The organism is Actinomadura sp. HBU206391, from assembly GCF_014323665.1.
Classification (GTDB): Bacteria; Actinomycetota; Actinomycetes; order Streptosporangiales; family Streptosporangiaceae; genus Actinomadura_C.
Window position 1 is genome coordinate 30,753 of sequence record NZ_JABVEB010000009.1, and the last position, 20,598, is coordinate 51,350.

Below are 20,598 nucleotides of genomic sequence, written 5' to 3' on the forward strand. Positions count from 1 at the left end.
GCGGCCACAGACGGCCACAGACGGCATGCCCGATCAGTCGGTTTCCGGCCGATCGGCCCAGATGCCTCGCACGTGCCGCAGGTGGTGCCGCATCAGCGTCTCGGCGCCCGCTCCGTCGCCGCGCCCGATCAGATCGAGCAGATCGAGGTGCTCGCGCGCCGAAGGGACGAGCTCACCGCGTTCGGCCAGGGTCGGTACGCCGTAAAGCCGTGATCGGTGCCGCAGATCGCGCACCACCCCGATCAACTGGCTGTTGCCGGCGAGACTGAGCAGCGCGATGTGGAAGACCTGGTCGGCCTCGATATAGGCGAGGATGTCACGCCGCTCGGCCGCCGCCAGGATGTCCTCGGCCAGCGGCCGCAGCCGCGCCGACCGCTCGGCGGCCACCGTCTCGGCGATCCGGCGTACGGTCGGCACCTCGATGAGCGAACGGACCTCGGTGATCTCGTCCAGGTCGCGGTCGGACAGCGCCGTGACGCGGAACCCCTTGTTGCGCACAGGGGTGACCAGACCCTCCTTGGCCAGGTCGAGCATGGCCTCGCGGACCGGCGTGGCCGATACCCCGAACCTGGCGGCAAGGGTGGGAGCGGAGTAGACGACGCCCGGCCGCATCTCACCGGCGACGAGGGCCGCCCGCAGCGCGTCGGCGATCTGCTCGCGGACGTTCTGTCGTACGCCGAGCACCGGCAGGTTGAGAGAGTCCTGGTCGGTCATCGTCCCTCATCCCTGAACCGCTCGAAGACCGCCACCGCGACCACCAGATCCTCCCAGGCCATTCCCACGCTCTTGAAAAGGGCGGGGCGGCCCGGCGGGACGGTGACCCTCCCGGCGACCAGTTCGGTCAGGTCACCTGCGACGTGATCCTCCCGTACGGCCCCGCTCTCGCGGGCGAGAATCAGATCCCCCGCCTCCCGCGCGGCCGCACCGCGTGATTCGACGACGACGGTCGCCCGGGCGACCAGGTCCTCGTCGACCTCACGGGCGGACGGCTCGTGCGAGCCCACGGCGACGACCACCGCGTGATCGCCGACGAGGCGGCCGGGGAACAGCGGCTCCCGGGCGCTCGTGCAGCAGGCCACGAGATCGGCGTCGCCGACCGCCTCCGGACCCGCGGCCACCGCGGTGAGCCCGGCGGCCCGGCAGCGGTCCACGAACCGCGCCGTACCGCCGCGGCCGACGACCGTGACGTGCTCCACCGGCCGCACCGCCCGCAGCGCCATGACATGGCCCCACGCCTGCGGCCCGGTGCCGAAGACGATGAGCCGCCGCGCGTCGGCCGGGGCCAGGTGCCGCACGGCCACCGCCGACACGGCGGGCGTGCGTACGGCCGTGAGGGCCACCGCGTCGAGGAGCGCCACCGGGGTCAGGGTCGGCCCGTCGAACAGCGCATAGACACCCTGGATCCGCGGTCGTCCCCGTGCGGCGTTCTCGGGCACGACCGTGGCGATCTTGACACCCGCATAGCCTGGGGCGACGGCCGGCATGAGCAACAGCTGCCCGGCCGGAGCCTCGACGGTCGACCGCTGCGGATCGGCCGCGGGATCGAGGCCCCCGGCCAGGGCCCGCTCGATCAGGTCGGCGGCCTCGGCCTCGGTGACCGAGGCCGCCAGTGCGCCGGCGTCGATGTGGAGCACCGGCTATACGCCACCCAGATAGGCCTCGACCACCCGCGAATCGGCGGACAGTTCGGCGGCGCTCCCATCGAGGGAGCACTCCCCGTTCTCGATGACATAACCGCGATGCGCGATCTTGAGTGCGGCCTTGGCGTTCTGCTCGACGAGCAGCACCGAGGTCCCCGCCGCGTTGATGTCGCGGATCACGTCCATGACGGCGGCCACCAGCAGCGGCGCCAGCCCCATCGACGGCTCGTCGAGCATCAGCAGCCGGGGCCCGGCCACGAGCGCCCGCCCGATGGCGAGCATCTGCTGCTCTCCGCCCGAGAGCGTCCCGCCCTGCTGCGTACGCCGTTCGGCGAGGCGCGGCAGCAGCTCGTACGCCCGGTCCAGGCGCAGGCGCAGTTCCGCCTGGTCCCGCACCGGGTAGCCGCCCATCAGCAGGTTCTCGTGCACGGTGAGCGTGCTGAAGATCCGCCGCCCCTCCGGAACGTGGATCAACCCACGTTCCACGATTGCCGGCGGGGATGACCTCGTGATGTCCTCTCCCGCGTGGCGGACCGTCCCGCCGGCCGGCCGCACCAGTCCCGACACGGTCGAGAGCGTCGTGGTCTTGCCCGCGCCGTTGTTGCCGAGCAGGGCGACGATCTCGCCCTCCTCCACGGTCAGGCTCAGCCCGCGCAGTGCCTGGACGCCGCCGTAACGCACGTCCAGATCGGTCAGTTCGAGCGCTGTGGTCTTCACCGGCCCTCCCCCGCCGGATCGGCTGAGACCGGACCGGACACAGGCGGGTCGGACGGCTCCGGCTCGGGATCGTCCTCGTCGCGGCCCAGATACGCCTCGATGACCGCCGGGTCGCGCCGCACCTCGTCCGGCCTCCCGTCCGCGATCTCCTTGCCGAAATTGAGCACGACGACCCGTTCGGAGATCTCCATCACCAGCCCCATGTCGTGCTCGATCAGCGTGATCGCGATACCCAGGTCGCGGATGCGCCGGATCAGGTCGAGGAGCTCGGTCTTCTCGGTGTGGTTGAGCCCGGCCGCCGGCTCGTCCAGCAGGAGCAGGGACGGCCGGCGGGCGAGCGCCCGCGCGATCTCGACGCTTCGCTGCGCGCCGTACGGCAGATTCCGCACGAGCCCCGCCCGGTCGCCGCGGAGCCCGACGAAGTCGAGCCACTTGTGCGCCTCGTCCGTGCCCTCCTGCTCGCTACGCCGGTAGCGCGGGGTGTGCAGCAGCGCGTCGAACACGCTCTGCCGCAGCCACAGGTGGGTTCCGGCCCGGACGTTGTCGAGCACGGAGAGCTCGCCGAACAGCCGCAGGTTCTGGAACGTCCGGGAGACGCCTCGGGCGGCGATCGCCGACGGCCGTCCGCCCGTGACGTCGGTGCCCGCCACGCGCACCGAGCCGCCGGTCGGCTTGTAGAACCCGGTGATGCAGTTGAACGCCGAGGTCTTCCCGGCCCCGTTGGGACCGATGATCGACACGATCTCGCCCTCGCCGACGGTGAAGGTGAGGCCGTCGACTGCGCGCACGCCGCCGAACGCCAACTTCAGATCCTCGACCTGGAGGAGGGTCATGACGCCCCCTTGGAATCGGTCGCCGGCTCGGCGGGACCCGCCCTGTCGTCGGCGGGGGTACGGGCGGCGGTTCGAGCGCTCTCGGTCGACCGGTGCGGCCACAGGCCCTGCGGGCGCACCAGCATCACCACGATCAGCAGGACGCCGAACGCGAAGAAGCGGTAGTCGGCGAGGTCGCGCAGCAGTTCCGGCAGGAGGCTGATGAAGACGGCACCGATGATCACACCGGGCGTCGAGCCCATGCCGCCGAGCACGACCGCCATCAGTACCAGTGCCGACTGCAGGAACGTGAAGCTGGCCGGCGAGATCGCGGAGAGCTGGCCGGCGAACAGCACGCCGGCGAGCCCGCCCCACACCGCGCCGGCGATGTAGGCGGCCAGCTTGACCCGGTAGGTGTGGATGCCGCTGGCCTCGGCCGCGTCCTCGTCCTCCCGTACGAACCGCCAGGCCCGGCCGAGCCTCGACCTGCCGAGCCGGGCCGCGAACAGTACGGCCAGCGCGGTGATGAGGACGGCGACCCAGTAGAAGACGACCGGCTCGGACAGGTCGACGCCGAACGCCGACAGTCCGGGAATCCCGTAGATGCCGGACGGGCCGCCGGTGACGTCGAGGTTGGTCGCGACGATGCGGATGATCTCGCCGAAACCCAGCGTGACGATGGCCAGGTAATCGCTGCGCAGCCGCAGCGTGGGCGCGCCGACCACGATGCCCGCGATCACGGTGACGACGATGACGGCCGGGATGGTGGCCAGCAGCGGGACGTCGAACTCGGTGGCGAGGATTCCGCTGGTGTAGGCGCCGACCGCGAAGAACGCCGCGTAGCCGAGGTCGAGCAGGCCGCAGTAGCCGACCACGATGTTGAGCCCGACCGCCAGCATGACGAAGATCACGGCGCTGGTCATCACGTTGAGCGCGTAAGGCGTCGCGATCACCAGGGGCGCGAGCAGGCCCACTGCCAGTCCGGCCCAGCCCAGCCCGCGGCTCTCCATGAGGCGGGTGATGAACGTCGGTCCCCTGCCCACGACCGGCTTGACCGGTGGACCCTGGGTCTTGGCCATCACACCCGCTCCGTGACACGTTCACCGAGCAGCCCCGTCGGTCTCACGGTAAGGAAGAGGATCAGGCAGCCGAACGCGAACACGTCACGCCATTCGCCTCCGAGCCAATGGGTGCCGAAGGACTCCAGCAGCCCGAGCACGAGGCCGCCGAGCATCGTGCCCTGCATGTTCCCGATACCCCCGATGACCGCCGCGGTGAACGCCTTGAGCCCGATGATGAAGCCCATCAGGAAGTCGATCTTCCCGTAGTAGCCGCCGGCCATGACTCCCGCGGCGCCCGCCAGTGCCGATCCGATGAAGAACGTCCGTGCGATCACCTTGTCGACGTTGACGCCCATGAGCAGGGCGGCCTTCGGATCGAGTGCGATCGCCCGCATGGCGCGGCCCTGGCGGCTGCGCATGACGAGCGTGTTGAGCCCGACCATCAAGACGATCGCGATGCCCATGAGCGCGAGCTGCTGCACGGTGATCCGAGCGCCGAAGACGTGGAGGGTCGTGCCGCCCAGCCGTACGGGATAGACCTTCGGGTTGGGCCCGGCGACGATCCTGGTGCCGTACTCGAGTGCGAACGACGCGCCGACCGCCGTGATCAGGAGGGACAGGCGGGGGGCCCGGCGCAGCCGCCGGTAGGCGACCCGCTCGAGCACGACGCCGCTCAGCCCCGTCGTCAGCATCGCCAGCAGGAGCACGATGAACAGGGCGAGCAGCGACTGTGACTTGACCAGCCCGCCCATGGCGCCGAGCATCGCGAATCCGGAGAAGGCACCGAGCATATAGAGGTCGCCGTGGGCGAAGTTGAGCAGCTTGATGATCCCGTAGACCATGCTGTAGCCCAGTGCGACCAGTGCATAGAACGAGCCGACGAACAGCCCGTTCCAAATCAGTTGAGACATCCAGGGCCTCCTGGCTTCCATGCCGTGATCCCGCGGTCGCCCGCGCGGACGACCGCGAGATCACGTGAGGAGTCGTGGACGGTTACTTGAGCGGGTCCTGCAGGGTGAACTTGCCGCCCTTGACCATGAGGATCACGAAGCCGCCGTTCGAGAGCCGGTGGTCGGGGGTGAACTTCAGCGGCCCGGAGAAGATCTGGAAGCCGTTGAGCCCCTCCAGCGCCGTCGCGACCTTGTCACCGTCGGTGCTGCCGGCCTTGGTCATCGCCTCGGCCACCACGCGGACCGCGTCGTAGGACTGCGGGGAGTAGGGGCCGGGGTCCGCGCCGAACTTCTGCTTGTACTTCGCGACCCAGCTCTCCGCGCCCTCGATGGTGTCGGGCATCTGCGTCATGGTCGCGTACAGGCCGTCGGCGTTCCTGCCCTGCGCAATTGAGATGATCTTGGGGTCGACGGCCCCGTCGGCGACCATGATCTTGCCCTTGTAGCCCGCCTGGCGAAGCTGCCGGATGAGCAGCCCGCCCTCCTGGTAGTAGCCGGTCCAGTAGATGAAGTCCGGGCTCGTCTTGAGCACGCTCGTGACGTTGGCGCTGTAGTCGCTCTCGCCCGGGTTGACCGTCTCGATGCCCGCCTTGTCCGGACCGCCCGGCCGGTCGAGCTCGGTCGCGGTGCGCACCGCGATGTCCTTGGCGTAGCTGGTGTTGTCGTGCATCACGGCGACCTTCTTGGCGCCGCTCTTCTCCAGCCAGGTCATCGCCGCGGTGGTCTGCTGGTCGCCGGTGCCGTTGATGAGGAAGACGTGCTTGAGCTTCTGCGCGACCAGGTCGGTCGAGTTCGCCGCCGGGATCACCATGGGGATCTTGGCCCGGTCGAACACCGGCAGAGTGGGGAGCGTGGCGCCGGAGCAGTACCCGCCGACCGAGGCCTTCACCCCGGCCGCGACCAGCTTGTTGGCGGCGGCCGTCGCGGTCTTGGGGTCACACGCGTCGTCCTCCGCCCGCAGCTGCAACTTGCGGCCGAGCACGCCGCCCTTGGCATTGATCTCGTCGATCGCGAGCTGGGCGCCGTTCTTCATGTACGGGCCGATCTCGGCGCTGCTGCCCGACATCGGCGTGTTCATGCCGAGGATGATCGGACCCTTGTCATCGCTCTCGCTCTTGTCGCCCAGCACACCCTGGCCGCATGCCGACGTGGCGGCGACGGCCGCCAGGGCGACACCGAGAATGATCTTGGGACTCTTCATGCAGGGGGCTCTCTTTCTCGTGCCTGCCCAGGCGTGGCTCGGGTGGACTGGACGGACCAGTGGACTACGGACCGGTGGGCTCCGGGCCAGTGGACTGCGGGTTGGTTGACTCGGCTAGGACGGCTCTGGACTACAGGTACTCCGGATTCGTGGACGCCGGATTCGTTGACCTCCGGCCTAGGGGACTACAGGAGGAACCCCGTGGGAAATGGGTCATCCGGATCGAGAAGGTATTGTGCGGTCCCCGTGACCCACGCCCGGCCTGTGATCGTCGGCACGATCGCGGGCCGGCCGGCCACGGTCGTCTCCTCGATGATCCGGCCGATGAACCGGGTGCCGATGAACGACTCGTTGACGAACTCGTCACCGAGCTTCAGCTCACCCCGGGCGTGCAGCTGGGCCAACCGGGCCGAGGTCCCGGTGCCGCACGGCGAGCGGTCGAACCATCCGGGGTGGATCGCCATCGCGTGACGAGAGTGCCGCGCCGTCGATCCGGGCGCGACGAACTGCACGTGGTGACAGCCGCCGATGTCGGGGTTGTCCGGATGGACCGGGCGGTTCTTCTCGTTGATCGCATCCATGATCGCCAGCCCGGCGTCCAGGATGCGCTGCTTCTCGGCCCGGTCGAATGCGATCCCCACGCGGTCGATCGGCAGGATGGCGTAGAAATTGCCGCCGTAGGCCATGTCGTAGCCGACCTCGCCGATCCCGGGCACCACCACGGTCTGGTCGAGAGGGTGGGAGAAGGACGGCACGTTGCGGATCGTCACCGACTTCGCGGCGCCCCCCTCCACCGCCACCTCGGCCACGACGAGCCCGGCCGGGGTGTCCAGCCGGACCGTCGTGACCGGCTCGACCACTTCGACCATGCCGGTCTCGACGAGCACCGTCGCCACGCCGATGGTGCCGTGGCCGCACATCGGCAGGCAGCCGGAGACCTCGATGAACAGCACGCCGTAGTCGGCGTCGGGCCGGGTCGGCGGCTGGAGGATCGCGCCGCTCATCGCACTGTGCCCGCGGGGTTCGTACATCAGCAGGGTGCGGATGTGGTCCAGATGCTCGATGAAGTGCCGCCTGCGGTCGAACATCGTGGCACCTGGGATGACGCCGATCCCGCCCGTGATGACACGGGTCGGCATCCCCTCGGTGTGCGAGTCCACCGCATGGAAGACATGCTTCGATCGCATCAGCGGTATCCCTCTCCAAGGGCCTTCTCGGTGGCGGCGCGGATGGTCTTCTCCTGCTCCGGGCTCAGCGGCAGGCGCGGCGCGCGGCTCAGGCCGCCGTGCCGTCCCGCGACGTCCATCGACAGCTTGATGGCCTGGACGAACTCGACCTTGGAGTCCCAGCGCAGCAGCGGGTGCAGCGCCCGGTAGAGGGGCAGCGCCCGGTCCAGGTCCCCGTCGACCGCCGCGCGGTAAAGCTCCACCGACGACACCGGCAGCGCGTTCGGATAACCGGCGATCCAGCCCTTGGCCCCGGCGAGGGCCAGTTCCAGCAGTACGTCGTCGGCGCCGATGATCAGGTCGAGCCCGGGGGCCAGCTCGGCGATCTCGTAGCCGCGCCGGACGTCGCCGCTGAACTCCTTGACCGCGACGATGTGGCCGGCCGCGTGCAGCCGGGCCAGCAGGGCCGGCGTCAGGTCCACCTTGGTGTCGTGCGGGTTGTTGTAGGCCACGATCGGGAGGCCGGCCTTGGCGACCTCCGCGTAATGGGCCTCGATGATCGTCTCGTCGGCCCGGTAGGCGTTCGGCGGAAGCTGCAGGACGCTGCCGCACCCGGCCTCGGCCGCCTGCTCGGCCCATCGGCGCGACTCCGCGGAGCCGTAGGCGCCGACGCCCGGCATGACCCGGTCGCCGCCGATCGCGTCCACGGCCGTACGAACGACCTGGGCGCGCTCTTCGGCCGTGAGTGTCTGGTACTCGCCGAGCGAACCGTTCGGCACGACCCCGTCGCAGCCCGAATCGACGAGCCACCGGACGTGCTCGGCGTACCGGTCGTAGTCGACGGACAGATCCTCACGGAGCGGCAGCGCGGTGGCGACCATCACGCCGTGCCAGGGGGTGCGAGGTTCGGTCATTGTGGATCTCCTCCAAGAGATGTGACATTTCACATTGCCTCGACCTGCGGCGTCAAGAACCGTCGATTCGTCGCAATGCGACCGTTATGGATGATGAACGATGGGGGATCGAGGGCCGCACCGCCGTGGAACCATCACACTTCCTCGGCTCGGTCTGCTCCGTCGGGTTCGTCGGCGAGACCGGCCAGGTCGGTGCGGTCCGCGCGGTCGGCCGGGTCGGTCCCGTCGTCGGCCGTGCTCTGCGCGAGGTCGCCCAGGCGGACCGGCTGAGCGAGCGGGCGGCGGGCGAACCCGGCGAGATCGGTGCGGTCGGGTTCGCGCTTGCGGATCCGTGCCGTCAGGCAGGCGGTGGGGTAGCCGCAGATACGACCCTGGCACCAGCCCATCCCGACCCTGCTGATCAGCTTGGCCGTACGCGGATCGGTGGCGCCGAGGTCGCGCACGGCCTCGTCGAGCCGCCCGTACGGCACCTCCTCACACCGGCACACCAGGGTGTCGGGCCGCAGCCAGCCGGCCCAGCCGGGCCGTACGGGGTAGGCGTCCTGCAGGGTCGCCGCGAAGTCCCGCAGCCCGGCCCGCCGGGCGAGCAGCCGCCGCGGCGGCCGGGCCGTCCGCACGCCGAGTTCGCCGGCCGCCGCCAGCCCGGCGAGTTCGCCTTCCGCCAGCGCCAGCTGCACACCGCCGACGCCGGTGGTCTCCCCCGCCGCGTAGACCCCGGGCACACTGGTGCGCTGCGCGGCGTCCACGACGACCACGAGGCTGCCGTCGGCGTCGGTCCGGGTGGCGCAGCCGAGCTCGACCGGGATCTCCATCTGCGGGGTGAAGCCATATCCGACCGCGACGGCGTCGCACTCGATCACGCGCTCGGTGCCGGGCACCGGGGTCCAGTCACGGTCCAGGCGGGCGACGGTGACGGACTCGACCGCGTCGTCCCCGTGCGCCGCCACGACCGCATGCCCCATCCGGAAGGGCACGCGGTGCCGGAGCAGTGTGGCGGCGTATCCCGCTCCCTCGGCGAGTTTCCCGGCGTTGCGGAGGAACCGGACGCCGTGCCGGGCGAAGCGCTCCGGCCGGCCCGCCTCGAAGACGCCCTCGACCCGGGCGCCGGCCGAGGCCAGCCCGGCGGCGACCGGCAGCAGGAACGGACCCGTCCCCGCGACGACGATCCGCCGCCCGGCCACGACCAGATTGCCCTTGAGCAGCGCCTGCGCGCCCCCTGCGGTCAGCACCCCCGGCAGGTCCCAGCCCGGGAAGGGCAGTGGCCGGTCGTGCGCTCCGGTCGCCACCACTAGGGTCCGCGACCGCATCTCCTGCACAGCGCCGGTGCCGTTGCCGGTGCCGTTCAGGTGCAGAGTGAACCGGGCGCCCGCCCCGACCGCGTGCGCCTCGGCGTACCAGACGGAATGACCGGCGAGATGGGTGACCCGGCCGGCGGCGACGTGGTCGGTCAGCGCGTCACGGAGCCGCGCGAACTCGGCCCACCCGTGGGGCGTCACGTCGGGCCCGGCCGTCCGCAGGGCGTCCGGAGGATGCCGGAAGTACTGCCCGCCGAGCCGGTCGCCGGCGTCGACGAGAACGACCCGCAGGCCCGCCGCCGCGGCCGCCACCGAGGCGGCGAGCCCGGCCGGGCCCGCGCCGATCACCGCCACGTCACACGTCACGCCCGGCCCCTTCCTGGGTCGTCACGACATCGCCGGGCCGGGCCTCGATCAGACAGGCCCGGCGCGACGGGTCGCCGTTCACCGTCACCAGGCAGTCGAAGCAGACTCCGATCCCGCAGAACAGGCCGCGCGGCCGCCCGTTCTCGCGGGTCGTCCGCCAGGACCGCACCCCGGCCGCGAACAGCACGGCGCCGAGGGTCTGTCCGGGGAGCGCCGGAAGAGGACGCCCGTCGAACCTGATCTCGAACGGGTCGGCGTGCTCTGTCTGATGCGTCAAGAGGTGACCTCCGCGAAACGGTCGGGGCGGAACGGCGTCAGGTCGAGGTCGGGGTCCGCGCCGGTGAGGGCCTGGGCGAGCAGGTGACCGGTCGCCGCCGCCAGCCCGATGCCCGCGCCCTCGTGACCGCAGGCGTGCAGCAGTCCCGGCGCACGCGGATCAGGGCCGATCACCGGCAGGTGGTCGGGGCAGTACGGACGGAACCCGCAGTACGTGCGGATCGCCGCGACGTCGGCGAGCGCCGGGAACAGCGCGATCGCCTGCGCGGCGAGCCGCCGCAGCACCGGCAGCGAGAGCGTGCGGTCGAAGCCGACCCGTTCCCGGCTCGCGCCGATGAGCACGGTGCCCGACTTCGTGCCCTCGACGACGGGTGAGGTCTCGAGCCCGGCCGAATCGCTGGCGACGTTGCCGACGTACTCGGCCGCGTAGACCTTGTGCCGGATCATCGGCGGCAGGGGCTCGGTCACCAGGATGAAGCCCCGGCGCGGCAGGACCGGCACCCGCACTCCGGCCAACGCGGCGATCTCACCGCCCCAGGTGCCGGCCGCGTTCACGACCGCGCCGGCCATGATGTCCCCCCTGTCGGTGCGCACCCCGGTCACCCGCCCGCCGGCGCAGATGACGCCGGTGACGGTCACGCCGGTGCGCAACCGCGCGCCATAGCGGTCCCGCGCCGCCCGTAGCAGGTGCGCGGCGGCCAGCATCGGCTGCACCTGCGCGTCCTGGGGGTAGAACACGCCTCCCGCGAGGCCGGGGGCGAGATGCGGCTCGAGGTGGTGCAGGTCCGCCGCCGCGACGGCGTCGGCCCGCACTCCGGCGGCGCGCTGGTGTGCCGCGAGATCCTCGAGCGCGGCCAGGCCGGGTGCCGACGCCGCCACGATCAGGCCGCCTTTGGCCTCGTACTCCACCTCGTCGCCGTACTCGCCCGCCAGTTCTCCCCAGAGCCGAAGAGACAGCAGCGCCAGATCCAGCTCGGCGCCGGGCTCCTTGTCCGAGACGAGGAGATTGCCCTCGCCGGCGCCGGTCGTACCGCCGGCCACGGGGCCGCGATCGACCACGGTGACGGTGAGGCCCGCCTTGGCGGCGTAATAGGCGCAGGCGGCGCCGATCACTCCGGCCCCTATGACCAGCAGATCTCTCGTAGGCACGCGCAGTAAAATGTCACATTGCCGACCTCTCGCACAACCCCTCTCCACACACGCTCCTCTAAGCTGCCCCGCATGGGTATGGAGACCTCGGCCGAGTCGCCCGTACCGGTCCGGACGGTCCTGCAGCTGGTCGGCGGGTGGATCACCCGGCTCGGCCGCATCTGGGTCGAGGGACAGGTCACCGACCTCAACCGGCGTGGAAGCACCGTGTACCTGACGCTGCGGGACCCGGTCGCCAACATGTCCGTCCGGGTGGTCGGGCCGCGAGCGGTCTTCGACAATCCGGCCGTGGCCGACGGAGCGCGCGTGGTCGTCCACGCCAAGCCCGACTTCTGGGTCAACCGCGGCTCGTTCTCGCTCGCTGCGGTGGAGGTCCGGGCGGTCGGCCTCGGCGAGTTGCTCGCCCGGCTGGAGCATCTCAAGCGCGTCCTGTCCGCCGAGGGCCTGTTCCGGCCGGAGCGCAAGCGCCCGCTGCCGTTCCTTCCGCACCGGGTCGGGCTGATCTGCGGGCGCGACTCCGCCGCCGAGCGCGACGTCCTCGAGAACGCCCGCCGCCGCTGGCCCGCCGTCCGGTTCACCGTCGAGCCCGTGGCGGTGCAGGGCTCCTACGCCGTCGCCGAGGTCACGGCCGCGCTCGACAAGCTCGACGGCGACCCGGAGATCGACGTGATCATCGTCAGCCGCGGCGGCGGCTCGCTCGAGGACCTCCTGCCGTTCTCCGACGAGGCCCTGGTGCGGGCCGTCGCCGCGTGCCGCACGCCGGTCGTGAGCGCCATCGGGCACGAGCAGGACGCCCCGATCCTCGATCTGGTGGCCGACGTGCGCGCCTCGACGCCCACCGACGCGGCCAAGAAGGTCGTTCCCGACGTACGGGAGCAACTGCAGCTCGTGCGCCAGTTGCGGGACAGGGGCCGGCGGTACGTCGGCGGACGGCTGGAGCGCGAGCAGGCCTGGCTCGCCTCGATGCGGTCACGGCCGGCGCTGGCCGACCCGGTCCGGGAGGTTGAGCGCCAGGCCGAGTCGGTGGACGCGCAGCGCGACCGGGCCCGGCGCGCCTTCCGGTCGACTCTGGCCAAGGCCGCCGACGAGCTTTCGCACACCAGGGCGCGGCTGCTCGCGCTGTCGCCGGGGGCCACGCTCCAGCGCGGCTACGCGATCGTGCAGCGCGCGGACGAATCGATCGTACGGGCTGCGGGCGGTGTCTCGGCCGGCGAGGAGCTGACCATCCGTCTCGCCGACGGACGGGTCGCCGCGACGGTCACCGATTCCGCGGGCTGAAGGCCTCCCGGATCTCTGGACTCCCTCGGACGTTGATCGATATTCTCCGCCCGGATGGAAACCTCACGACGCCCACGACGAAGACGCCCGGCCACGGACGTCGTGCTGCCGACCCCGGTGCGCGCGATCAGGATCCTCCTGTACGCCGCCGCGGGCCTCACGCTGGCCGCGGCGATCAACGCGTGGATACTGGCCGGCGGCGCGTACGGCTTCGGCATCGCGCTCACCGTGGCCCTTCCCGGGATCGGCAGCGCTCTGGCCGCGAGAGCCGTCGCCACCCGGCCGAGCCACCGCCTGTGGATCGCCATCGTGGTCCTGGAGATCCTTTACCTGCTGTGGCAGTTCGCCCGCATCGGCATCGGTGACCCCTTCGGCGTGCTCGGCCTGGCCTTTCCGGTCGCCACGCTGATCCTCCTCTGCCGGGCCCGGACTCGCCGGTACTTCCGGTCAGCCTGAGACGGTCGCGGACCCGACGGAATCTGAGGCCACCCGATGAGCATCCCGGCACGACCACTCGCCCACGTCGGCGCGATACTGGCGCTCGTGGCGGCGGCGGCGTGCGGTCCGTCCACGCGCGACGCACCGCCGGCCGCTCGCACGACGTCCACGTCCGCCGGCCCGAGGAGTCCCATGGCACCGACCGACGTCCGCGAAACGGTGCGGCAGGCCATGGCGGCCGCGGGCCGCCCGGACCGGGCCGCCCTCGCCTCCGATACCGCCGCGACGACGATCAGTGAGCTCTCTGTGCCGATCCTGCGGGGCTGGCGCCTGCTCCGGTTCGACGCCGTCCCGCATCCTGGCGCGAGCTTCTACGTCGCGGTCGGGCCCGCCGGAGTCCTCCACCTCACCGAGGAGCCGGCGTCCTTCACGAAGGTGCTCCAGGCCGCGAACGTGACACCGACATCTGCCGCCGACGCGGCCGCGCTGGCCCGCGCGTACGTCGAGACGACCAGGCCCATGACCGAACTCGTCCGCGTCGTCGGCGACGTCGACGACATCCTGTGGGTACCGCGGCCCACCCCGGACGAGCGGCGCGCACGCGAACGGGCGAGCGTCAGGCTACGACCCGTCCTGCGGCCTCCCGACGCTGTGGAAGAAGGCGGCTCCTGGGTGGCCACCGTCTTCGTCCAACGCGGCGACACCGTCGAGCGGCGGACCGTGACCATCGGTGCCGACCGCTCGCTGACGGAGCGCGGCAAGGTCATGGCCCGCGATCTGCCGGTTCCTTACGTGGCCTGACGGCCGGCCCGGCGGCAGAGTTCCTCCCGCGCCGCTCGGCGTCTCGCTTCGGTCGAGCCGTCGGCCGGTCAGGCGATCGATCATGGACCGAATGGCTACAAATCACCACTAATGATCAATAGAGTGCTCGCGCGGAGGTGATCGCGAGTGCTTGATCGGCCCGGCCCGGCCCGGCGGAGGCGGCTTCTCCTCTCGCTTCCGTCCGGCAGAGACCGGGGCGAGGGATCGGTCTCTCATATCGCGGTGATCCTCCTCGTCGCCATCGTGACCGGCGCACTGGTGACCTCCGTCCTCCCGGCCCAGATCACCGACCGCATCGGCGCGGCCGTGTGCCGGGTCCCCGGCGAGGACTGCGGACCGGATCGCACCACGGCCTCCCAATCCGACGATCCCGGCGCCGAGCGCGGAGAAGCCGAAGGTCCGGCCGGACGCGGGCAGGCCGATGCTCCCGGTGGCGACGCCGCCGAAACACCGGCCGGGGACGGGGAAGAGGGCAAGGGCGACTACTGGTCGTGCGGCTGGTTCGGGCAGACGGCCTGCGACATGGTGCAGGGGTTCGGCCGAGGCGCCAAGGAGGCCTTCGACGGCGCGGCCGGCACCGCCTGCCTGATCCATATCTGTAGCCATTCGGGGTTCAAGCATTCCTGGGGCGGCGTCAAGCAGCTGTTCACCGATCCGGGTGACTCGCTGAAGGCGATGTGGGACGACTCGACCAAGGGGATCCGCGAGGACTGGAAGAACGGCCACGAGGCGTCAGCGATGACCCGGACCATCCCCTCGGTTTTCGGGATGATCTTCGGTGGCAAGGGCCTGAACAAGCTCGGCGATCTCGCCAAGGCCAGGAAGGCGGCGAAGGCCGATCCCCATGCCGCGAAGACGGCGAGCGAGTCGGCCAAGGCGGCCGTGCGAAGAGCCGAGGATGCCGCCGCGAAGTTCGACATCAAGGGCGCTGAGGCCGCGCTGAAGGAGGCGGAGAAACATCTGCGCGACGCCGAGAAGGCGACGAAGAGATCTCCGACCAACCAGAACCTGTACGACACGGCGGTCGCGCGTGAACGGGTCGCCCATGCCCGGACGGCCCTCGTGGACGCCAGGGTGCGAAGCATCATGGTGAAGACGGCCGTCGGACGCCAGGCGCAGAAGATCCTGGACAGGTACAAGCCCAATGTCGTCTACCGTCGCGGGGGCGGCGGCTTCTACACATCGAGCAATAACACCATCTATATCGACACGAGGTGGTCGCAGAATCGGCAGGCCGTGGTGCTCATTCACGAGGCCAGCCATGTCGAATTCCAGCACACCGGCCGAACGGTGAACGGCAGGGCGCGCGAGCTGTCGCGTTCCGACTATGTCGAGGGCATGTTGAGGGAGGAGGCCCACGGCAGGGTCCTCGAGGTCGAGGCCAACAGAGAACTGCGCGAGCAAGGCCTCAAGATACCCCGGAACACGCACGAGTCGATCTACGAGGACGCCTACGAGCGGGCCGTGAAGGCGGCGGACCAGGAGAGCAAGGATCACGGCTGGCCGCCGATGGACCAGGTGGAGAGATCCCAGATCGGGAAGCGGGCCGGCACCAAGGCCATTCTCGACGAGTATCGAGCCGGCCGTGTCCGCCCCTCGATCGCCACCGACCAGCCGTACACCGAGTACTACGGAGCGGCTTGGGACAGGATCAACGGCACCGCCCCCTGAGCTTCCGGAGCGCCCGTCCGGACGGCGGAGCGATGAGCCTCCACCTGCCGCCGGTACAGTGTGGCCGTGGCGCAGAACGCACCGGATCAGTCCGGCTCACCGGCTCAAAACCTCCGCGCGGACGAACCGGAGTCGTACGAGCACGCGCGTGACGAGCTCGCCGACGTCGTGCGGCGGCTCGAGGCGGGCGGGCTCACGCTGGAGGAGTCCCTGACCCTGTGGGAGCGGGGCGAGCGGCTGGCCAGGGCCTGTGAGGAGTGGCTCGAAGGGGCCCGCGCCCGGCTCGCGGCCGTGATACCGGACCGCGCCACCGCCGACGGCGGACCCGAGACCCCGTTCTGACCACTGCCGCGATCTGCCGCTCGTCCGCGTGATGGTGCTCGCGCTCGGCCGCGTGATCAGCGTCCCGGCACAGCCTGCTCAGGTGGGCGACGGCCCGGGACTCACGGCCGCCTTCGGCTGGGGACGCAGCGAGCCGGCCAGCACCGCGAGCTCGTCGTACGAGGCCGTACCGGTCACGACCAGCGTGACGTCGGGCAGCCGGCGCACCAGCGAGCGCTGCTTCTTGTCCTCACGGAAGTACTGATCCCAGCTCGCCCCGGCGATCTGCTGGGCTCCCACCCGCTGGTTGCGGTTGGTCATGCGCGCCACGAAGACCTCTGGCCGTTCGTCGCTCTGCTCCAGCGCGGCGTACTCGTCGGTGGGCGTCACGAAGCCGAGATGCCAGGCCACCGGCTCCTTGCCCCGCTCGCCGGTGAGCCGGGAGCTGGTCGGCCGCCACCGGGCCGGCAGGCCCTGCGGCACGTACGAGGTGTACGGCGCGGAGATCAGCAGGGCGCGCGTGTGCGGGGCGTAGTCGACGGTCGGCAGCGTCTCCTTCTGGCTGCGCGGGGTGATCAGCACGATCACGCCGACCAGCGTGAGACAGGCCAGCATCGCCATGGTGAAGCCGCCGAGCCCGGTGGTCAGCCGCTTGTACACGGCCGGGCTCACCGGCGTTGGCTCCGGTGCCGGCGCCGTGCCGGCGTGGGTGGTCCGGTCGGTCACCGTCTCAGGATCGCCCACGCTCACGCGCGCTCCGCACGGGGGTTCCTGATCGTCTCGATGATCGCCATGATGTCGCCCGCGAGCCTGCGGGACGCCTCTGCGTCGTCACTGAGCGAGATCTCGGTCACGGCCGCCGCCATCGCCCCGGTGAGAACGATCACGAGCGGTTCGTCGACCCCGCCGTCGGCGGAGTGGAACAGGGCGGCGTTGAGCCGTGCCCACCTGCGAAGCCGCTTCTGCATCACGCGGTCGAAACCTGGCGGGCCGTCGCCGGAGATGAACAGCCGCGAAACCTCGCGCTCGGCCAGGCAACCGTCGATATAGGCGGTGGCGCCGGCGATGAACAGCCGCATCGGGTCGGACTCGCCGGCGTCGCGTACGGCGTGGATCGCCTCGCGCGTGCGCTCCTGCTGGCGGTTCTGGAACTCCTCGAACAGGGTCAGATAGAGATCGGCCTTGCCGTTGAAGTGGTGGTAGAGGCTGCCGACGCTGGCCCCGGCCTTGGCGACGATGTCGGTCACCGCCGCCTGGGCGAACCCCGCCTCGGCGAACACACCGCGCGCGGCGGTCAGCAGCGCGCCCCTGGTGGCGGCCCCGCGATCGGACACCCGCACGGGCGGTTCGTCAATGCTCACGCTCGCGCTCCCCGTCCATAGTCACCGCTCATCTCTCACCTGGGCGTGGGGACCCGGTCCGCGGGCCGGGAGGACGCCCTCCTCCTCCCTGGTAACCGTATCCGCCCGCTCGCAGCAGCGGACACACGTGCCGATGAGGTTACGCCCTGCCAGGTGGGAACTACGATCCCATGCAAGGCCGACTAGTGAAGGGCAGCCCGCTATGTCTGATGAAACGACCGTTTCCTCCCCACTTGCCACGGCCAAGGACGCGCCTGACCGCAACCTAGCCGTGGAATTGGTCCGAGTGACCGAGGCCGCCGCGATGGCCGCGGCCCGGTGGGTCGGGCGCGGCGACAAGAACGGTGCCGACGGCGCCGCGGTCAACGCCATGCGCCAGCTGATCAACACCGTGTCCATGAAGGGCGTGGTGGTGATCGGTGAGGGTGAGAAGGACAACGCGCCGATGCTCTACAACGGCGAACAGGTCGGCGATGGCAGCGGAGCCGAGTGCGACGTGGCGGTGGATCCCATTGACGGCACCCGGTTGACCGCGCTCGGGATGAACAACGCGATCTCGGTGATCGCGGTGAGCGCCCGGGGTTCGATGTACGACCCGTCCGCGGTGTTCTACATGGAGAAGCTGGTCACCGGGCCTGAGGCCGCCGACGTCGTGGACATCCAGCGGCCGGTCGCCGACAACATCCGTGCCGTCGCCCGCGCCAAGGGCTCGTCCACGCAGGACGTCACCGTCGTCATCCTTGATCGCCCGAGGCACGAGGATCTCGTCACCCAGGTCCGCGAGTCGGGGGCGCGGATCAAGTTCATCACCGACGGCGACGTGGCCGGCGCGATCATGGCCGCCCGCGAGGGCACCGGCGTGGACCTGCTCCTCGGCATCGGCGGCACCCCGGAGGGCATCATCGCCGCCTGTGCCATCAAGGCCCTCGGCGGGGTGATCCAAGGCAGGCTGTGGCCGCAGGACGACGCCGAGCGGCAGAAGGCCATCGACGCGGGCCACGACCTCGGCCGGGTGCTGACCACCGACGATCTCGTCACCTCCGACGACGTGTTCTTCGCCGCCACCGGCATCACCGATGGCGAGCTGGCGAGCGGCGTGCGCTACCGCAAGGGCACGGCGTCCACCAGTTCGCTCGTCATGCGCTCGCGCAGCGGCACGATCCGCAAAATCCAGAGCGAACACCAGCTCGGCAAGCTGCGCGCCTACAGCGCGATCAACTTCGACACGGCGTCGTAGCCGCCGCGCCCGGCGTCAGCGCCCGCGGAGGCGCTGGCGCCACTTGCGCTTGGGCGTACGGGCCTGGATCGAACCCATCACCGCGGTGCCGACGATCTCGATGAGCGGGCCGTCGGGCGCGCCCGGCGGGACCCAGATCTTGAGCTTCCGGGAACTCAAGATCATGCGGCTGGTGACGTCGACCCGCACCCCTTCGGGGATCAGCAGCCGGACATGCCCGCACACGATGTTGGCGTCGATGACGATATGGCTGCGCTGCAGAATCGCCTCGCGAAGATCCAGCTCGACCGACCCGAACAACGCCGTCACGGGGAAGCGGGCCGGCGCCACCCAGCGCCCGCCCCGGCGTGCCGATCCGAACAGCGCGTGCAGGGGCCGGTCGTCGACACGGATGGGCTGCTGCTCGGGCGGCAGCAGATCGAGGGTCAGCACGGAGAGTTCCCCGAGCGTGCGCGCGGCGTAGGCCCGCTCCATCCGTTCTCCGTGCTCCACCATGGTCAGCCGCCCGTCGGCGAGCGCGGCTCCGATCAGTGCCACGACCTTCTCGCGGTCGGCGTCGGAGGCGCGCAGGTCCCGCGCGGGGACGTCGCCGCCCCGAGTCGCCGGGCGCCAGGGGTTGTCCACGCTCCGAACCATATCCGCGAGCGTACGTCGCGAGAACCCGCCGGTCCCCCTGACCGCCCGAACAAATCACGCTATGAGCCCCATCTCATCAGCAAAGCCCGGACACGAGCGGTGGACCGGTGGAGTCCACTCCGGGCGACAAGGGGGGCATCATGCGAATGAGGATCCGACCGGGGAACACAGCCGTGCTCGGCGCCGTCATCGGCGCCGTGACGTTCGGGCTCGCCACGCCGGCGATGGCGACGGGCACGGTGGGGGTCACTCCGGGCCAGGCCCAGCGGGGGCAGAAGGTCACGGTCCACGTCGAGGAGTGCGCCGAGGACGGTTCGGTGGCCAAGTCGGATGCCTTCGCCGCCGACGTCATCCTCAACACCGAGGGCGAGCGGGTGGGGGTCGCCGGCCTGGCGACCATCGCGAGCCATGCGACGTTCGGCGTGCACCAGGTCCATGTGGAGTGCGCGGGCGTGAACTTCGTCGGGCGGGTGACCGTTACCGCCGGTAAGGGCGGGCCCGCGGGCAAGGGTCACCCCGTTCCCAAGGGCGGCGCCAAGACCGGCCTGGGCGGCGGTGGCGAGAACCTGCCGCTGGTGGGTGCCGGAAGCGCTCTGCTCCTGGGCGCCGGTGGCGTGGGCGCGCTGGCGATCCGGCGACGCCGCTCCGATGCCAGGTCCTAGCGCACGCGGCCGTGCCCTCCTGGTCACGGCCGCCGTCTTGGGTCTGACCGGCGCTTTCACGCTCGGCCTCGGGCTGCGCGGCACGCCGGGACCGCCCCAGCCGCCCGCCTGGGCGGCAACCGCCCGACCGGTGGATCACACACCCGCCGTGCTCGGCCGGTCGGCCCCGGAGCAGATCTCGATCCCCTCGATCGGTCTGCGTGCCCGGCTGACCTCCCTCTACCTCGGGCCCGACGGGTCGCTGTCTGCGCCGCCGGCCGGCCGTCCCGGGCTCGCCGGGTGGTACGCCCAGGGCCCGGCCCCCGGTGAGCCGGGCCCGGCCGTCATCCTGGGCCATGTCGACACCCGCGATGGGCCTGCGATCTTCTACGACCTCGGCAGGCTCCGGCCCGGCGACACCGTCGAGGTGACCCGCCGAGACCGCGCGGTGGTGGTCTTCCGGATCGAGTCGATCGAACAGGTGCCCAAGGACCGGTTCCCGACGAACAAGGTCTACGACCCGTTGGATTACGCCGGTCTGCGCCTGATCACCTGCGGGGGCCGGTTCGACAGGGCCGGCAAGAGCTACACCCACAACGTCATCGCGTACGCCCACCAGACCGCGATCCGCTGAACCCTCGCCGGG

At 70.9% G+C, this 20,598-nt stretch carries 23 protein-coding genes; 8 read left to right on the forward strand and 15 right to left on the reverse strand.

Annotation, left to right across the window (positions count from 1 at the left end; all coding sequences use genetic code 11):
* Nucleotides 1-33 precede the first annotated feature (33 nt).
* From HKK72_RS06335 to HKK72_RS06390, 12 genes are all read right to left on the reverse strand, one after another.
* Nucleotides 34-714 carry a GntR family transcriptional regulator gene (locus HKK72_RS06335; RefSeq protein ID WP_187233299.1) on the reverse strand — a complete coding sequence of 227 codons (681 nt, stop codon included), beginning with the start codon at nt 712-714 and terminating at the stop codon, nt 34-36.
* Nucleotides 711-1,634, reverse strand: a complete 924-nt coding sequence (locus HKK72_RS06340; RefSeq protein WP_187233300.1) for an ornithine cyclodeaminase family protein — start codon at nt 1,632-1,634, stop codon at nt 711-713. Before HKK72_RS06340 ends, HKK72_RS06335 begins: the two co-directional genes overlap by 4 nt.
* 3 nt (nt 1,635-1,637) lie before the next feature.
* On the reverse strand, nt 1,638-2,357 hold the full coding sequence (locus HKK72_RS06345) for an ABC transporter ATP-binding protein (protein ID WP_187233301.1): 720 nt from the start codon (nt 2,355-2,357) through the stop codon (nt 1,638-1,640).
* Nucleotides 2,354-3,190 carry an ABC transporter ATP-binding protein gene (locus HKK72_RS06350; RefSeq protein ID WP_187233302.1) on the reverse strand — a complete coding sequence of 279 codons (837 nt, stop codon included), beginning with the start codon at nt 3,188-3,190 and terminating at the stop codon, nt 2,354-2,356. Before HKK72_RS06350 ends, HKK72_RS06345 begins: the two co-directional genes overlap by 4 nt.
* Nucleotides 3,187-4,248 (reverse strand): branched-chain amino acid ABC transporter permease, encoded by a 1,062-nt coding sequence (locus HKK72_RS06355; protein WP_222720399.1) that lies wholly within the window; start codon nt 4,246-4,248, stop codon nt 3,187-3,189. The genes HKK72_RS06350 and HKK72_RS06355 overlap by 4 nt, the downstream gene beginning before the upstream one ends.
* The gene (locus HKK72_RS06360; RefSeq protein WP_187233303.1) at nt 4,248-5,141 is read right to left on the reverse strand and encodes a branched-chain amino acid ABC transporter permease; all 894 of its coding nucleotides are present in this window, start codon (nt 5,139-5,141) and stop codon (nt 4,248-4,250) included. Before HKK72_RS06360 ends, HKK72_RS06355 begins: the two co-directional genes overlap by 1 nt.
* An 82-nt stretch (nt 5,142-5,223) precedes the next feature.
* Nucleotides 5,224-6,381, reverse strand: coding sequence for a branched-chain amino acid ABC transporter substrate-binding protein (locus tag HKK72_RS06365; RefSeq protein ID WP_187233304.1), 1,158 nt, complete (start codon nt 6,379-6,381; stop codon nt 5,224-5,226).
* Between the two features lie 185 nt (nt 6,382-6,566).
* Nucleotides 6,567-7,568 (reverse strand): proline racemase family protein, encoded by a 1,002-nt coding sequence (locus tag HKK72_RS06370; RefSeq protein WP_187233305.1) that lies wholly within the window; start codon nt 7,566-7,568, stop codon nt 6,567-6,569.
* On the reverse strand, nt 7,568-8,461 hold the full coding sequence (locus tag HKK72_RS06375; RefSeq protein ID WP_187233306.1) for a dihydrodipicolinate synthase family protein: 894 nt from the start codon (nt 8,459-8,461) through the stop codon (nt 7,568-7,570). The genes HKK72_RS06370 and HKK72_RS06375 overlap by 1 nt, the downstream gene beginning before the upstream one ends.
* Before the next feature lie 134 nt (nt 8,462-8,595).
* Entirely contained in the window at nt 8,596-10,122 is a 1,527-nt protein-coding gene (locus HKK72_RS42015) for an FAD-dependent oxidoreductase (RefSeq protein ID WP_187233307.1), read from the reverse strand.
* Complete coding sequence (locus HKK72_RS06385; RefSeq protein WP_187233308.1) at nt 10,112-10,399, reverse strand: (2Fe-2S)-binding protein; 288 nt, start codon at nt 10,397-10,399, stop codon at nt 10,112-10,114. Before HKK72_RS06385 ends, HKK72_RS42015 begins: the two co-directional genes overlap by 11 nt.
* A complete protein-coding gene (locus tag HKK72_RS06390) occupies nt 10,396-11,547 on the reverse strand; it encodes an FAD-binding oxidoreductase (RefSeq protein WP_315987107.1) in 1,152 nt (383 codons plus the stop codon). The genes HKK72_RS06385 and HKK72_RS06390 overlap by 4 nt, the downstream gene beginning before the upstream one ends.
* A gap of 72 nt (nt 11,548-11,619) precedes the next feature.
* Between HKK72_RS06390 and xseA the strand changes: the two genes are divergently transcribed.
* The 5 genes from xseA (at nt 11,620) to HKK72_RS06415 (ending at nt 16,098) form a co-directional block, all read left to right on the forward strand.
* Nucleotides 11,620-12,825: an exodeoxyribonuclease VII large subunit gene (xseA, locus tag HKK72_RS06395; protein ID WP_187233309.1), complete on the forward strand. Its 1,206-nt coding sequence runs from the start codon at nt 11,620-11,622 to the stop codon at nt 12,823-12,825.
* Between the two features lie 54 nt (nt 12,826-12,879).
* Nucleotides 12,880-13,281 carry a hypothetical protein gene (locus HKK72_RS06400; RefSeq protein ID WP_187233310.1) on the forward strand — a complete coding sequence of 134 codons (402 nt, stop codon included), beginning with the start codon at nt 12,880-12,882 and terminating at the stop codon, nt 13,279-13,281.
* A 174-nt stretch (nt 13,282-13,455) separates the two neighbouring features.
* Nucleotides 13,456-14,064: a hypothetical protein gene (locus HKK72_RS06405; RefSeq protein ID WP_187233311.1), complete on the forward strand. Its 609-nt coding sequence runs from the start codon at nt 13,456-13,458 to the stop codon at nt 14,062-14,064.
* Nucleotides 14,065-14,307: 243 nt separating this feature from the next.
* Entirely contained in the window at nt 14,308-15,756 is a 1,449-nt protein-coding gene (locus HKK72_RS06410) for a DUF6782 family putative metallopeptidase (RefSeq protein ID WP_187233312.1), read from the forward strand.
* Nucleotides 15,757-15,822: 66 nt separating this feature from the next.
* Entirely contained in the window at nt 15,823-16,098 is a 276-nt protein-coding gene (locus HKK72_RS06415) for an exodeoxyribonuclease VII small subunit (protein ID WP_187233313.1), read from the forward strand.
* Nucleotides 16,099-16,176: 78 nt separating this feature from the next.
* Here the strand turns inward: HKK72_RS06415 and HKK72_RS06420 are convergent, their stop codons facing one another.
* On the reverse strand, nt 16,177-16,827 hold the full coding sequence (locus HKK72_RS06420; protein ID WP_315987108.1) for a DUF4245 domain-containing protein: 651 nt from the start codon (nt 16,825-16,827) through the stop codon (nt 16,177-16,179).
* The gene (locus tag HKK72_RS06425; protein ID WP_187233314.1) at nt 16,824-17,438 is read right to left on the reverse strand and encodes a TetR/AcrR family transcriptional regulator; all 615 of its coding nucleotides are present in this window, start codon (nt 17,436-17,438) and stop codon (nt 16,824-16,826) included. The genes HKK72_RS06420 and HKK72_RS06425 overlap by 4 nt, the downstream gene beginning before the upstream one ends.
* Before the next feature lie 202 nt (nt 17,439-17,640).
* Between HKK72_RS06425 and glpX the strand changes: the two genes are divergently transcribed.
* A complete protein-coding gene (glpX, locus tag HKK72_RS06430) occupies nt 17,641-18,675 on the forward strand; it encodes a class II fructose-bisphosphatase (protein ID WP_187233315.1) in 1,035 nt (344 codons plus the stop codon).
* 15 nt (nt 18,676-18,690) lie between these two features.
* On the opposite strand, the gene HKK72_RS06435 is transcribed toward glpX, so the two are convergent.
* Entirely contained in the window at nt 18,691-19,299 is a 609-nt protein-coding gene (locus HKK72_RS06435) for a DUF1707 domain-containing protein (RefSeq protein ID WP_315987109.1), read from the reverse strand.
* 152 nt (nt 19,300-19,451) lie between these two features.
* On the opposite strand from HKK72_RS06435, the gene HKK72_RS06440 reads away from it, so the two are divergent.
* The gene (locus HKK72_RS06440; RefSeq protein ID WP_187233317.1) at nt 19,452-19,973 is read left to right on the forward strand and encodes a hypothetical protein; all 522 of its coding nucleotides are present in this window, start codon (nt 19,452-19,454) and stop codon (nt 19,971-19,973) included.
* Nucleotides 19,960-20,586 carry a class F sortase gene (locus HKK72_RS06445; protein WP_187233318.1) on the forward strand — a complete coding sequence of 209 codons (627 nt, stop codon included), beginning with the start codon at nt 19,960-19,962 and terminating at the stop codon, nt 20,584-20,586. Before HKK72_RS06440 ends, HKK72_RS06445 begins: the two co-directional genes overlap by 14 nt.
* Nucleotides 20,587-20,598: the final 12 nt, after the last annotated feature.